Annotated in this window: 15 protein-coding genes and 2 tRNA genes; 13 read left to right on the forward strand and 4 right to left on the reverse strand. The window is 41.7% G+C overall.

Translation table 11 applies throughout. The features are described from left to right. The first annotated feature begins 1 nt into the window (after window position 1). The 6 genes from mmsB to ACT4_RS00440 all read left to right on the forward strand — a co-directional run bounded on the left by mmsB (window position 2) and on the right by ACT4_RS00440 (window position 7,078). Window positions 2-892, forward strand: a complete 891-nt coding sequence (gene mmsB, locus ACT4_RS00415; RefSeq protein WP_007478308.1) for a 3-hydroxyisobutyrate dehydrogenase — start codon at window positions 2-4, stop codon at window positions 890-892. An 85-nt stretch (window positions 893-977) separates the two neighbouring features. Continuing rightward, window positions 978-2,627, forward strand: coding sequence for an AMP-binding protein (locus ACT4_RS00420; protein WP_007478310.1), 1,650 nt, complete (start codon window positions 978-980; stop codon window positions 2,625-2,627). Between the two features lie 11 nt (window positions 2,628-2,638). Beyond that, entirely contained in the window at window positions 2,639-3,766 is a 1,128-nt protein-coding gene (locus ACT4_RS00425) for an acyl-CoA dehydrogenase family protein (RefSeq protein WP_007478312.1), read from the forward strand. A gap of 21 nt (window positions 3,767-3,787) precedes the next feature. Further along, window positions 3,788-4,561, forward strand: coding sequence for an enoyl-CoA hydratase (locus tag ACT4_RS00430; protein WP_007478315.1), 774 nt, complete (start codon window positions 3,788-3,790; stop codon window positions 4,559-4,561). Window positions 4,562-4,575: 14 nt separating this feature from the next. Continuing rightward, window positions 4,576-5,598 (forward strand): enoyl-CoA hydratase/isomerase family protein, encoded by a 1,023-nt coding sequence (locus tag ACT4_RS00435; RefSeq protein WP_007478317.1) that lies wholly within the window; start codon window positions 4,576-4,578, stop codon window positions 5,596-5,598. Window positions 5,599-5,716: 118 nt separating this feature from the next. Continuing rightward, window positions 5,717-7,078, forward strand: a complete 1,362-nt coding sequence (locus ACT4_RS00440) for an MFS transporter (RefSeq protein ID WP_007478319.1) — start codon at window positions 5,717-5,719, stop codon at window positions 7,076-7,078. A 54-nt stretch (window positions 7,079-7,132) separates the two neighbouring features. Here the strand turns inward: ACT4_RS00440 and ACT4_RS00445 are convergent. Then, a tRNA-Gly gene (locus tag ACT4_RS00445) sits at window positions 7,133-7,208 on the reverse strand. A gap of 44 nt (window positions 7,209-7,252) precedes the next feature. Further along, a tRNA-Gly gene (locus ACT4_RS00450) sits at window positions 7,253-7,328 on the reverse strand. 241 nt (window positions 7,329-7,569) lie between these two features. On the opposite strand from ACT4_RS00450, the gene ACT4_RS00455 reads away from it, so the two are divergent. From ACT4_RS00455 to ACT4_RS00475, 5 genes are all read left to right on the forward strand, one after another. Next, window positions 7,570-7,878, forward strand: a complete 309-nt coding sequence (locus ACT4_RS00455) for a BolA family transcriptional regulator (protein ID WP_004882051.1) — start codon at window positions 7,570-7,572, stop codon at window positions 7,876-7,878. A 9-nt stretch (window positions 7,879-7,887) separates the two neighbouring features. Next, window positions 7,888-8,280 (forward strand): SirB2 family protein, encoded by a 393-nt coding sequence (locus ACT4_RS00460; RefSeq protein ID WP_004882049.1) that lies wholly within the window; start codon window positions 7,888-7,890, stop codon window positions 8,278-8,280. 82 nt (window positions 8,281-8,362) lie between these two features. Beyond that, window positions 8,363-9,205 (forward strand): ParA family protein, encoded by an 843-nt coding sequence (locus ACT4_RS00465; RefSeq protein WP_004882046.1) that lies wholly within the window; start codon window positions 8,363-8,365, stop codon window positions 9,203-9,205. Window positions 9,206-9,214: 9 nt separating this feature from the next. Continuing rightward, window positions 9,215-9,607 carry a hypothetical protein gene (locus ACT4_RS00470; RefSeq protein WP_007478322.1) on the forward strand — a complete coding sequence of 131 codons (393 nt, stop codon included), beginning with the start codon at window positions 9,215-9,217 and terminating at the stop codon, window positions 9,605-9,607. Window positions 9,608-9,816: 209 nt separating this feature from the next. After that, window positions 9,817-10,407, forward strand: coding sequence for a LysE family translocator (locus tag ACT4_RS00475; protein WP_007478323.1), 591 nt, complete (start codon window positions 9,817-9,819; stop codon window positions 10,405-10,407). Window position 10,408: 1 nt separating this feature from the next. On the opposite strand, the gene ACT4_RS00480 is transcribed toward ACT4_RS00475, so the two are convergent. After that, the gene (locus tag ACT4_RS00480) at window positions 10,409-11,053 is read right to left on the reverse strand and encodes a DedA family protein (protein WP_007478325.1); all 645 of its coding nucleotides are present in this window, start codon (window positions 11,051-11,053) and stop codon (window positions 10,409-10,411) included. Between the two features lie 237 nt (window positions 11,054-11,290). Here ACT4_RS00480 and ACT4_RS00485 point away from each other — a divergent pair, with 237 nt between their 5' ends. Together ACT4_RS00485 and ACT4_RS00490 are read left to right on the forward strand one after the other, a co-directional pair. Then, entirely contained in the window at window positions 11,291-11,713 is a 423-nt protein-coding gene (locus ACT4_RS00485) for a DoxX family protein (RefSeq protein ID WP_007478327.1), read from the forward strand. 144 nt (window positions 11,714-11,857) lie between these two features. Further along, a complete protein-coding gene (locus ACT4_RS00490; RefSeq protein WP_007478328.1) occupies window positions 11,858-12,226 on the forward strand; it encodes a NirD/YgiW/YdeI family stress tolerance protein in 369 nt (122 codons plus the stop codon). Window positions 12,227-12,272: 46 nt separating this feature from the next. Here ACT4_RS00490 and ACT4_RS00495 read toward each other — a convergent pair whose 3' ends face one another. Next, window positions 12,273-13,499 (reverse strand): DUF445 family protein, encoded by a 1,227-nt coding sequence (locus ACT4_RS00495; RefSeq protein ID WP_171054747.1) that lies wholly within the window; start codon window positions 13,497-13,499, stop codon window positions 12,273-12,275. Window positions 13,500-13,866 lie beyond the last annotated feature (367 nt).

The raw sequence follows: 13,866 nt of genomic DNA on the forward strand, positions 1-13,866 counted from the left end.
GATGAATATCGCCTTTATCGGTTTAGGAAATATGGGCGGCAGAATGGCCCACAACCTGCTCAAAGCAGGGCTTACAGTTTATGGTTATGACCTGAGTGAAGTAGCCAATCAGCACTTTGCCGAAGCAGGTGGTGTGGTGTGCGACAGTCCACAAGCAGCTGCCAAACAAGCGGATGTAGTGATTACCATGTTACCTGCTGCAAAGCATGTCAAAGAGGTTTATCTCGGAGAACATGGTGTGCTGGAAGCATTGAAAGCAGGTGCTTTATGTATTGACAGCAGCACGATCGACCCTAAAACCATTCAAGATATTGCTGAGATTGCACACAGTAAAAATATCAACATTTGCGATGCTCCTGTTTCTGGCGGAACCATTGGTGCTCAGGCAGGTACGTTAACGTTCATGGTAGGTGCTGATGAGTCCACCTATCAGGCGGCTAAAGCAGTGCTTGGTCATATGGGTAAAAATGTCATCCACTGTGGCGATGTTGGCGCAGGGCAAATTGCCAAAATCTGCAATAACCTCATTCTCGGTATTTCCATGACTGCTGTGGCTGAGGGCATGGCACTCGGTGTGAAACTTGGCATTGATCCAAAAGCATTGGCTGGTGTAATCAATACATCAAGTGGGCGCTGTTGGAGTTCAGATGTGTGTAATCCGTGGCCGCATATTAGCGAAAATGCTCCAGCTTCTCGTGGCTATCAAGACGGTTTCGCGACACAACTGATGTTGAAAGATTTAGGTCTTGCTGTTGAAGCCGCAGGTCAGGTCAAACAGCCTATTCTATTAGGCGGTATGGTGCAGCAGCTCTATCAACAAATGTGTATGCGTGGAAATGCACATTTAGATTTTTCGAGCATTATTCACCAATATTTGCCTGAAGAAGCTTAAATAACACAAAGCCATAGGATGGCTTTTCAATCAATAAATGAAACTCTGTCGTAAATAACAACAAATCCAGACTGAGGGAATAGAGATGCTCAATTATAAAGATGTGGCACAAACTTTTGATTTTGAAAGTACGGCTCAAAAAATGTTGTCAGGTTCGTTAGATGCACTCAATGCGTGTTTTGAGTGTTGCGACCGACATGTAAATGGTGAAAAAGTGGCGTTGTATTGGCAAGGCAAAGATGGGCGTAAGGCGCAGTTTACCTTTCGCCAATTGCAACAATGGTCGAGCCAATTTGCTAACTTTTTAAAATCTCAAGGCGTGCAGGCAGGCGATCGCATTTCGGGATTATTGCCAAGAACCCCTGAATTATTGGTCACGATCTTTGCTGCGTGGCGAATTGGTGCCGTATATCAACCGCTATTTACGGCATTTGGCCCGAAAGCGATCGAACATCGTATTCAGCTTGCGCAAAGTAAGTTGGTGGTGACGGATGTGGTCAATCGCAGCAAGCTTGATGAGGTTGAACATTGCCCAGCAATTGTGACGGTTGCTGATGCTGAAGGTGCAGCACTTAATCCAAGTGATTTTAACTTTTGGCATGTATTAAATCAGCAGTCTAATCAATGTGAATTGGTCATGCGTAATATTCAAGATCCCTTTTTATTGATGTTTACCTCTGGAACAACAGGGCCAGCCAAACCACTTGAAGTACCTTTGAAAGCCTTACTTGCCTTTGGTCGATATATGCAAGATGCGATTGGCTTAACTGAAGATGATGCGTTTTGGAATATTGCTGATCCGGGTTGGGCTTATGGTCTGTATTACGCAATTACTGGGCCGTTATTCTTAGGGCATGCAACTTTGTTCTACGAAGGTGGCTTTAGCACCGATAGTCTGTGTCAAATCGTCAAGGATTATCAAATCACCAACTTGGCAGGAGCACCAACGGCTTACCGTATGATGATGGCTGCCGATCCCGCACAAATGGCAGCATTAAAAGGACAATTTCGTGTCGTCAGTAGTGCAGGAGAACCGCTCAACCCTGAAGTGATCCGTTGGTTTAGACAGGTACTTGATGCACCGATTTATGACCATTACGGACAAACTGAGGTGGGCATGGTGGTGTGTAACCATCATGGTTTACACCATGAAATCCGTGAGGGTGCGGCAGGATTCCCTAGTCCGGGCTATCGAATTGCAGTTGTCAATGAACAGGGTGAGGAACTCCCGCCTGATACTGCTGGGATTTTAGCAGTGGATATCAGCCAATCGCCGATGATGTGGTTTGGTGGCTATAAAGAAAGTCGCAAATCACCTTTTGTTGGTCATTATTACTTAACAGGTGATACCGCTGAACTACACAGTGATGGCAGCATGAGTTTCGTTGGGCGTAGTGATGATGTGATTACTACATCAGGTTATCGAATTGGCCCATTCGATGTTGAGAGTGCGTTGTTGGAACATGATGCTGTTATCGAAGCTGCTGTAATCGGCGTGCCTGATCCAGATCGTACCGAGTTGGTGAAAGCCTTTGTGATTTTGGCTACAGGGGTGCAGTCTACCGCTACACTTGCTGAGGAACTCAGTCAGTTTGTGAAAAAACGTCTCTCTGCGCATGCATATCCGCGTCTGGTTGAGTTCGTAACGGAATTACCCAAAACACCAAGTGGCAAGATTCAACGTTTTTTATTGCGGAATCAGGAAATTGCTAAGCAACAAGCAAAAGCAGGATAAAGGAAGTAACGATGCAATTTACTGAAGAACAATTGTTAATTCGTGATATGGCGAAAAGCTTCGCTCAAGAACAAATTAAACCGAATGCCAGCGATTGGGATCGTGATGGCACTTTTCCCAAAGCAGCACTAGCGCAAATGGGGCAGCTTGGTTTTATGGGCATGCTTGTTCCAGAGCAATGGGGTGGGTCAGACACAGGCAATTTGGCCTATGTGTTGGCACTGGAAGAAGTTGCTGCGGCTGATGGTGCGACCTCGACTATTATGAGCGTGCATAACTCGGTGGGCTGTGTGCCGATTTTAAAATTTGGTAGCGATGAGCAAAAACAACGCTTTTTAAAACCCCTAGCTCAAGGTGAAATGATCGGCGCATTTGCTTTAACCGAACCACACACAGGTTCGGATGCTGCAGCCATCAAAACTCGCGCAGTTAAAGATGGTGAGGATTATATTCTGAATGGTGCAAAGCAGTTTATTACTTCTGGTCATAATGCAGGGGTGATTATCGTCTTTGCCGTGACTGATCCGAGCGCAGGTAAAAAGGGTATTAGTGCCTTTCTCGTGCCACGTGATACACCCGGGTATGAGGTCATTCGTGTCGAAGAGAAATTAGGTTTACATGCTTCGGATACCTGTCAGATTGCTTTGACCGATGTACGTGTGCATAAAAGTTTGATGTTGGGTAAAGACGGCGAGGGGCTGAAAATTGCACTCGCCAATTTGGAAGGTGGTCGTATTGGGATTGCAGCACAAGCAGTGGGTTTGGCGCGTGCAGCTTTAGAAGAAGCAACACACTATGCCAAAGAACGTCTGACATTTGGTAAACCAATTTTCGAGCATCAAGCGATTGCCTTCCGTCTTGCCAGTATGGCAACAGAGATCGAAGCTGCACGACAACTGGTTCATTATGCTGCACGTCTCAAAGAAGCAGGTCAGGCTTGTTTGAATGAAGCATCAATGGCCAAATTATTTGCTTCAGAAATGTCAGAACGTGTTTGTTCGAGTGCCTTACAGGTTTTTGGCGGTTATGGCTATCTGAAAGATTTTCCAATCGAGCGAATTTATCGTGATGCACGAATTTGTCAGATTTATGAAGGTACTAGCGATATTCAACGTTTAGTGATCGCACGTAGTCTATAAAACTCAAACAAGGATTGAATGATGCAGTGGCAAACTATTTTATTGGAAAAGCGTAATGGTGTTGGGTTAATTACCCTCAATCGTCCTAAAGCCTTAAATGCGCTAAACAGTGAATTGATCAGTGAAGTGAATCAAGCCCTCGACCAACTGGAAAAGGATCGTGAGATTGGTTGTATGGTGTTGGCTGGTTCTGAAAAAGCATTCGCAGCGGGGGCGGATATTAAGGAAATGGCACAGCTGAATTTTCCTGATATTTATTTTGATGATTTTTTTCATCTTGCAGATCGAATTGCTCAACGCCGTAAACCGCTGATTGCTGCAGTAAGTGGTTATGCTTTGGGCGGTGGCTGTGAATTGGCATTGATGTGTGACTTTATCTATTGTGCTGAGAATGCCAAATTTGGATTGCCTGAAGTCACCTTGGGCGTGATTCCTGGGATCGGTGGTACGCAACGTTTAACTCATGCGATTGGTAAAGCCAAAGCCATGGAAATGTGTTTGACTGCACGTCAAATGGGTGCTGTGGAAGCAGAGTTAAGTGGTCTGGTTGCGCGTGTATTCAATAAAGAAGATTTACTCGAACAAACGCTACAAGCTGCTGAAAAAATTGCGACACGCTCACTCACTGCCAACATGATGTTGAAAGAAACCATTAATCGTGCATTTGAAGTCAATCTGACTGAGGGCTTACGCTTTGAACGACGTATGTTCCATTCGATTTTTGCGACTGCGGATCAGAAAGAAGGTATGCAAGCGTTTGTTGAAAAGCGACAGGCAAACTTTAAAAATCAATAAAGAGAAAGATAAAAATGAATACAGAACATCTCATCATTGAGCAGCAAGGTGCTCTTGGCATCATCAGCTTAGATCGGGTAACACATTTGAATGCGTTATCTTTAGAAATGATCGAAGGGATTCGTACACAACTCGAACTTTGGCGAAATGATGCAGCTATTCAAGCTGTTTTGATCAAGTCGAATAGTCCAAAAGCTTTCTGTGCAGGTGGAGATATTCGTTATCTCTATGATAGCTATCAAAAAGGCACGGCAGATCACCAAGCTTATTTTAGTGCCGAATATCAAATGCTGACCACAATCCGCGAATATGAAAAGCCAGTGGTGGTTTTGCTGGATGGTTATGTCTTGGGTGGTGGTTTTGGCTTGGCACAAGCCTGCCACATTATTGTGAGTAGCGAAAAGTCCCGTTTTGCGATGCCTGAAACAGCAATTGGTTTTTTCCCCGATGTGGGAGCGACCCATTTTCTATCTCGATTAGATGATATTGGCGTTTACATGGCGATCACGGGCGAGCAAATCAGTAGTAGCGATGCGCTCTATTTAGACCTGATCGACTACCATGTACCAAGTGAAAAACTTCAAACCTTACAAGATGCACTGATCGCTGAAGAAAATCTCAATCAACAAAATATCGAACACATTGTCAGCTGCTTTATTACGCGCCCTGCTGAGAGTGAGCTAAAACAGTTGTCGGATGCCATTCATCAACATTTTGGTTTCCAGCATTTGGATGAAATTGAGCAAAGTCTGGCGAATGAACAAGATGAGAAATTGCAGCTGTGGGCAAGCAAAATGCTTAATCTCCTACAACAACGCTCATTTGTCGCTAAACAGACCAGTTTAAAGCTACAACATCTCGGACGCGGATTGTCATTGCAGCAATGCATGCAACTTGAACGTGATTTGCAGGATATTTGGTTCGAACATGGCGATTTCATTGAGGGTGTACGTGCGTTGATTGTGGATAAGGACAAACAGCCACAATGGAAAAAACAGAACCTTGAACTTGAACAAATTTTAGAAAAATTGAGCTAATCACTCACCCATTGAATTGATCTTAAAGGAGAGGTAAAGACATGCAATTCGCTTATGGTTTAGTTGAATCATAAGGATAAAAATTCAGAATAAAAATTTCCAAGAAAGGAAAATGAAGATGCAAACATTACATGGAAACGGTTCAAATTCTAAAAAGTCATCCCATCGATTGGCGGGTATCTCCAGTATGGTGGGTACGACGATTGAGTGGTATGACTTTTTTATCTATGGTGCGGCAGCAGCGCTGATTTTTAATAAATTATTCTTCCCAAATCTTGATCCGCTGACAGGCGTTCTTGCCGCATTTGGCACCTATGCTGTGGGTTTTATTGGACGGCCTCTCGGTGGTTTGGTATTTGGTCATTTTGGTGACAAAATCGGTCGTAAATCCATGTTGCTATTAACATTAATGTTGATGGGGATTCCGACGGTACTGATTGGACTGTTACCAACTTATGAGTCTATTGGATATTGGGCTGCAATTTGCTTAGTCGTCTTACGATTTATTCAAGGTATGGCGATGGGTGGTGAATGGGGCGGTGCAGTACTCATGGCCGTTGAACATGCACCTGAAGGTGGTAAAGGTTTCTGGGGCAGTTTACCTCAAGCCAGTACAGGTGGTGGCTTATTACTCGCATCAGTTGCACTTGGATTAGTCTCATTATTACCCGAACAAGCATTGTTCAGTTGGGGTTGGCGTATTCCTTTCCTTGCAAGTATTGTCTTGCTGGCAGTGGGTTGGTATATCCGTGTCAAAGTGCCAGAGTCACCTGATTTTGAGAAAGTAAAACAGCAGGCGGAAGAGGTTAAAATTCCTGCTTTACAAGTATTTAAACAACATCCGAAGCAATTGATCTCTATCATTTTGGCGCGTGCTGCTGAAAATGCTTGGTTTTATCTTGCTTCAACCTTTACCTTGGCGTACACCACGACTCAGCTTGGTGTTCCACGACAAGACATTTTATTCGCAACGATGTGCGGTGCTGTGGTGATTTTATTTATGACGCCGTTATGCGGACATTTGTCAGATAAAGTCGGTCAACGCAATATGTTCATGTTTGGGCTGTGTGTGTTGGCACTCTATAGCTATCCATTCTTTAGTATGCTCAATACCAAAGACCCTGTCTTGGTTTGGACGGCAATTGTCTTGGCAATCGGTGTGGTTTTTCCGATTATGTATGCACCCCAAGCACAGTTATTCGCACGTCAGTTCCCTGCGGAAATCCGCTATAGCGGAATCTCGATTTCGGTACAGTTGGCGGGAGTTCTTGGCGGTGGGATTGCACCATTGATTGCTACAAAATTATTGAGCATAGGTGGAGGAAATCCTTATCTCATTATGCTGTATATCGGATCAATGGCTATTGTTGCGATCATTGCGACGAGTTTTATGCCGAGGGATAGGTATTATTCTAGCCAACATGTTCATTCGGTAGAAAAAAGATTGGATATGGATGCAAAGATGACTGAACATTCCTAAGTGAATGTATCATATAGAAAAAGGCCCTAATCTTTCAATTAGGGCCTTTGAATTTGGAGCGGGAAACGAGACTCGAACTCGCGACCCCAACCTTGGCAAGGTTATGCTCTACCAACTGAGCTATTCCCGCATATTGAGCAGTTTTTACTAAAACTTACACTTAAAAAACCAATCTGGAGCGGGAAACGAGACTCGAACTCGCGACCCCAACCTTGGCAAGGTTATGCTCTACCAACTGAGCTATTCCCGCGTGCCAGCTATAATACATTAAGCAAAACAAGGGTCAACAACTTTATGCAAAGAAAATGTTTAATTGCATAAAATAAAAGCACTTCTTCATAATAATGTTGAAAAAGTCGATAATTTTCCGAAAAAATCGAGTACTCATGGTCATTTAGCCACTGCTGAAGCCATGTGAAATGCCAACAGACCGAGCTATTTCTGTCATGTATAATGATCGCCTATCTCAATCTGACCTTACAGAGTGACTGATGAACTTAGAACAACAGTTAATTGAACGCTTACAAACATTAGCACCTAGCCATCTTGAAGTAATCAATGAGTCTGCTGGGCATGGTGGATATTTCCCAGGGAAAGAATCACATTTTAAAGTGATTGTAGTAAGTGAAGAGTTTCAAGGTCTGCGCTTAGTACAACGTCATCAAAAAATTTATGCGGTTGCTGCCGAACTCATGAGTCCAGGTCGTATCCATGCATTAGCGATTCACGCTTATGTTCCAAGCGAGTGGCAAGGTCAAGCACCTGCGAGTCCTGAATGCGCACACGCACCCAAGGCATAAGGATTGATTATGGATGCTCATTTAATTACCAAGATTGTGCATATGTCTGCGGTGAGTTTATTGATTCTTGTGTTTGTTGCTCGAGCAGCGACGCTGTTTATTGGCGTACAGGGTCAACAACCCAATATTAATTCGCGTAAAAGCTTAGTCGGTTTACAACATTTGTCTCTGACTCTGATTATTGTTACGGGTGCGGTTTTACTGTTTATGAAGAACTTTGTAGTTGAACCATGGTTCTACGCCAAAGTCATTTTATTCTTTGTCCTATGGTCATCTATGAGCAAAACTTACAAGCAAGATAGCAATGTTTTGTTGGTACAACGCCGTGCTGGATTATTGATCAGCACTGTGGCTTTGATTGGTATCCTTGGCTTAGTAATGATTAAACCTGTTTTTGCGTAATTGTTTGACATTGTTTTAGTAATTGTTTTGGCACTAGGTTAAACTGCGTGCAGTTTACAAAAAAATCTTGTAGAGGGAAGTCATGTTAACGCGTGTGGTATTTAACCAAAAAGGTGGTGTAGGGAAATCAAGTATTACGATTAATTTAGCAGCTATTAGTGCTAAACAAGGTTTTAGAACCTTAGTGATCGATCTTGATCCACAAGCAAACTCTAGCCAATACCTTTTGGGTGAAGATGCGACATACTCTGCGGATAAAGCGGCACTAGAGCCAAATATTGAAAATTTCTTTGAAGATGTGCTTGGTGCAACGCAACAAAAGGGCTTGATTGGCAATGCGATTGGCTCGATTCTCAAAGCACCGCGCGGTAAAGGCTTAGATAGCTATGTGCACCGCACCTCTTTTGAAAACTTGGATGTGATTCCAGCAAGCCCAAGCTTAGGCGCGCTTGAGCACGCTTTAGAAAGTAAGCATAAGATTTATAAATTACGTGATTCGATTCAATCGCTCAGTGCTCGCTATGATCGTATCTATATCGATACACCGCCAGCCTTTAATTTCTTCACTTTATCGGCCTTGATTGCGGCTGACCGTGTCTTGATTCCATTTGATTGTGACGTGTTCTCGAAACGTGCGTTACAAACTTTGATTGAAAATGTTATCGAAACCCAAGATGATCATAACGATCGCTTGGAGATTGAGGGTATTGTCGTTAATCAGTACCAGTCTCAAGCAAAATTACCTCGTGAAGTGGTTCAACAGTTGAAAGATGATGGCTTACCTGTATTAGAGGGAATGTTACCGCCGTCTGTGTTAATGAAAGAATCACATCAAAAGAATTTACCCTTGATTCACTTAGCATCTGAACATAAGTTGACCCTTGCTTATGTCACTTTGTTCAATGAGATTGAATCAAAGAAATAAGAGAATCTTATGAAACGCTTATATTGGATGCCTGTGTTGGCAGCTACGATGTTATTAGGTGCATGTGCATCAACGGTTAAACCGACTTATGTTTCTCCAACACAGTATCAAGCGCTGAATTGCCAACAGCTACAAGCTGAGTACAACCGTATTCAGCTTTACATCGACAATGGTGTACAAGCCCCAAAACGCACAGGTGTCGGTGTGGGAGTCGGACTGGGCGGTGGCTGGGGCAGTCGTAGTGGTTGGGGCTTTGGGCCATCTATTTCAGTGAATATGGGTCAATCAATGAATACCAAAAACACTGAACTCTCGAAAGTTTTAGGTCAACAAGATGCCATTGTGCAGGCTGCACAGTTCAAAGGTTGTCCAATTATCGTTAAACCACGTCCAAAATCATAACAAAAACAGGTTTATCACTCGTGATCTTACGAGTGATAAATAACAAAATTTTAGCAAAATGTTTCAAGTTAAATATAATAATAACAATGATTTATTAATTTTTGACCTCTAATTTTTCTGCTTTTTATCGTTCATTTTTCCGCTAAAACTTGTTTGTTTGAACCAAATTCGTATAAGGTTGCGACCATGTGTGGTCATTTGGTATCTGTATGATTGAGAGTTGGTTTTTTGTTTTGGCGATGATAGCTGTATTACTCATTCCCGGACCTACGAATGCGTTATTGGCCAGTTCAACACATCAACAAGGCTTTGTTAAAACCATGTCTTTCATTCCTGTGGAGTGGCTAGGTTATACCTATGGTATTGGTTTATGGGCACTCTTCATCCATTTATTTGATCCGATTTGGCCTGCTTTACATCTCATTTTACATGTATGTAGTGTGATCTATGTATTGTGGCTCGCTTTTCATTTATGGAAAAGTTCACATCTACAGAAGCATTATCAAAATCATCAGCAAATCAAAACTTATCAATTATTCTTATCGACCCTCAAGAACCCAAAGACACTGTTATTGGCAGCAGGGATATTTCCCGATGAAACATGGAACTCTGTTGAAAATACAGCATGGGTACTAGGTGTCTTTACCCTTGTATTAATTCCAGTTTCCTTATTTTGGATGATGTTCGGACGGGCATTATTGACAGGAAGTTTGATTGGAATCAAAGCCGACCACTTATATAAAGGATCGGCAATGTTATTAATCGTTTGTATGTTACCAATGGTGTTCCGTTTTTTCTAAATTAAGCTTTGTGGCTTTTACGGCTATTGAGTTTTTGACGGATAAAACCAATCACACCCGGTAATACGCTGATAATGATGATACCGAAAATTAAATGAGTGAAATTATCTTTCACGATTGGCATATTACCGAATAAATAACCAAGCGTAATAAAAGAAGCAATCCAGCAGAATGCACCAATCACGTTATAAGTCAGGAAAAACTTATAATTCATGCTGCCTGCGCCTGCAACAAATGGCGCAAAGGTTCGTGCAAACGGCACAAAACGAGCAAAAATAATAGTTTTACCGCCATGACGTTGAAAGAATTCTTGTGTTTTTAACAAATGTTGCTTATTGATTAAGCGAGAGTTCGTTTCAAACACGCGCGGGCCAACATATTTACCGATATGGTAGTTGAGTGTGTCGCCCAATACCGCAGCGATAAATAATAAAACACCAAGTAACCATGGGTCCATTGCACCCGTAGAGGCAGCAAGCGCACCAGCGGCAAACAGTAAGCTGTCACCCGGTAAGAATGGCATAACCACTAAACCAGTTTCGACAAAGATAATTAAAAATAGAATGGCATAAATCCAAACGCCATAATTGGTAATAAATTCTAAAAGATGTTCGTCAACGTGCAGAATAAAATCAATGAGTTCCATGAAGGTGTGAGCAGTATAAATTTGAACTAAATCCTAGCAGTGCATCTATAGAATGTCAGTATAAAAAGCAAATTAATTGGTAACTTTAGTTGATACTCCAAATAAAGAATTTTGCTGATAAATTGAGCTATATTGTTCTAAATATAGAATGATGCATTAACAAATATGGTGTTTATTGCAAATTATAAGATACATAAACTGTTCTCATGTTAAAAAACAAACAGTGTGGAATTTATTATGTTTAATCCGAATGTGGTTGTAAAAAATATCGTTACTCAATCAGGCGTAGATAATGTGGTTACACTGGTTGCCCGTATTCTTATGGCTTATATCTTTATTATCGCTGGCTGGGGCAAATTAACGGCTTATGGCGCTACTGCGGGTTATATGGAATCAATGGGGGTGCCGGGAGCACTTTTGCCTTTAACGATTCTCGTTGAGTTTGGTGGTGGCCTTGCGTTACTTTTTGGTTTCCAAGCGCGTTTGGCAGCATTTGGCTTAGCCGTGTTTAGTATTATTACTGCCTTCATTTTCCATAGTGCAGATGATCAAATGCAACAAATCAACTTCATGAAAAACTTAGCAATGTCAGGTGGTTTATTCTATTTGATGCTACATGGAGCAGGTCGTTTGAGCCTTGATCATGCAATTGAAAAATAACAGATTAACTTGATTTTTGTATGAGACCCCACTCCATCAGTGGGGTTTAATCGTATCTATACATTACGGTTGATTACAAACCGAAGCCGACATTCGAGTATAAATCTGTTTAGATAATAGTGTGTTAAAAGAATAGAGCGTGTTATGAATAGAAGTTTGCTAGGATTAGGTTTTGTCGTTTTATTTGGTTTTTCTGCGCCATCATGGGCAGGTAAAGATGATCATGTTATTTTAAAAGAAGCTTTAAATAATGTTGTGACCGTGAGTCAAATTGCTAAATTAGCTGATGAAACAGGTGTGACGCTGATAGGGCAAATCACCAAGCATGTGAAGAGTGATCATTACGAATTAAAAGATAAAAGTGGCACGATTGGTGTCGAAATTGATGATGATATTTGGCAGCGTGCTGGCTTAAAAGTTGGAGACCATGTCCGTGTGGTTGGCGAAGTGGATACACACCGCTATAAACCGACAGATGTTGAAGTGATCACTGTTGAAAAGCTTGCACATTAAGCAAGAAAAAAGGAAGCAGCAGCTTCCTTTTTTATGATCTCAATTTTTATAGCATGAAGTGAATTTGCATTTCCCCAACAAGGAAACCCAACACAGCACCCACAATAATCAAAGACCATTCATCTTCTTTAAATGCAGGGCGGAGCATACCTTCAAACTCTTCAGGACTAAGTTTCTGCATCCGTTCCACCAGTGTATTACGAACATTCATTGCATCTTCAGCATAAGATTCAACATAGCGCATGGTATCTGGAAGCTGTTTTAAAATACGCTCAGCAACTTCTGATTTAAGGTTTTGGTATTTTTCACCACCAATCGCATAAACCACCAATGGACGTACAATACCTGCTTGTAAATCAATTTCTTGTTTGACGTGACGGCTGACTAATTCAATCACTTTATCTGAGTGCGTCCCAGAGAAAAGTTCTTCCATCATGTTGCGTGATGTTAGTAATTGTTTTGAGATCAAAGCAGCATAATCTGCGGCAACCTCGTTTTGACGTTTAATGAATAAACCTTGCCATGTATAGCCCAGCACCTTCTTTGGATATAACGGGCGGAACATCATTTGTAGCGCCATCCAGTCACTGAAGAAACCGACAAAGCCACCAAACATCGGCAACATCCATGGGTATTTACCTTGCGTCACGATCCAGCACAGCATTTGCACAACACCAATCGCGAAACCAAAAACAAAGCCGACATTACTAAAAAATTTGAATTCTTGTTTGCCGACTTTTTTAAAGATTTCGTTGAGGAGGCGTTTATCTTTGAGCAGGTTATTGACGACCATGTGTTTGATATCGAAGTACTTAGCAACATCTTTTTGTACTTCACCCATGATATGTTCAACGATTTCAGGCGCTTTAGCTTGCACACGTTTGATGAGTTTTTGACGTGCAAACTCTGGCATGCCTTCCCATAAACCGGGTTGATATTGTTGCGCAACTTCACGGGTAATATCTTCGGCAGCTGCCATGAGAGGTTTTTCGATTTCTTGTGCGATACGCTTTGGATCTAATCGTGCAAAAATTTCTTCAGGTTTGATGAGTTTGGAGGTCATCAGTTCAACCGCAGTGGTTGCCATTTTTTCTGCTTTACGAGGAACGATTCCCTGCCATCCAATTGGAAGACCAAATAATCTAAACCCTTTAAATTCAAGTGGTGCGAACATCATTTGGATCGCAATCACTTTGGTTATATAACCAATAAAGCCACTAATAAATGGGATCGAAATATATAACCAGAAATTCTGATGAAAATCCGCAATCATTTCTTGAAACATTATTGTATTGGTCCTTCAAGTCCTAATTGTTGCTCGTGGTCGGGCAAGCGATAGAGGATAGTGAAATATTTTAGGACATTGGTCAGTTCACCAATATCTTTAGAATTTTTAGTTTTCCTTGTATCAAGGACATCGCAATCACATGAAAGGAAACGATGAGGTCGATTGAATACCTTTCCATGGTAATGCATATTTTTCGATTCATCATCTTAGCACCAATTTTTGTTTTGTGTTGAGCATAATTGACAAGAAATGTTGATTTAACTCGCTTAAATAGACTCTTTACTGTGGAATTTTAGTTTAAATATCAGTGCTAATTGACAACAAAATCTAAAAAGTAAGATAGATGATGAAT

The sequence above is a fragment of the Acinetobacter sp. NBRC 100985 genome (genome assembly GCF_000241225.1).
GTDB lineage: Bacteria > Pseudomonadota > Gammaproteobacteria > Pseudomonadales > Moraxellaceae > Acinetobacter > Acinetobacter venetianus.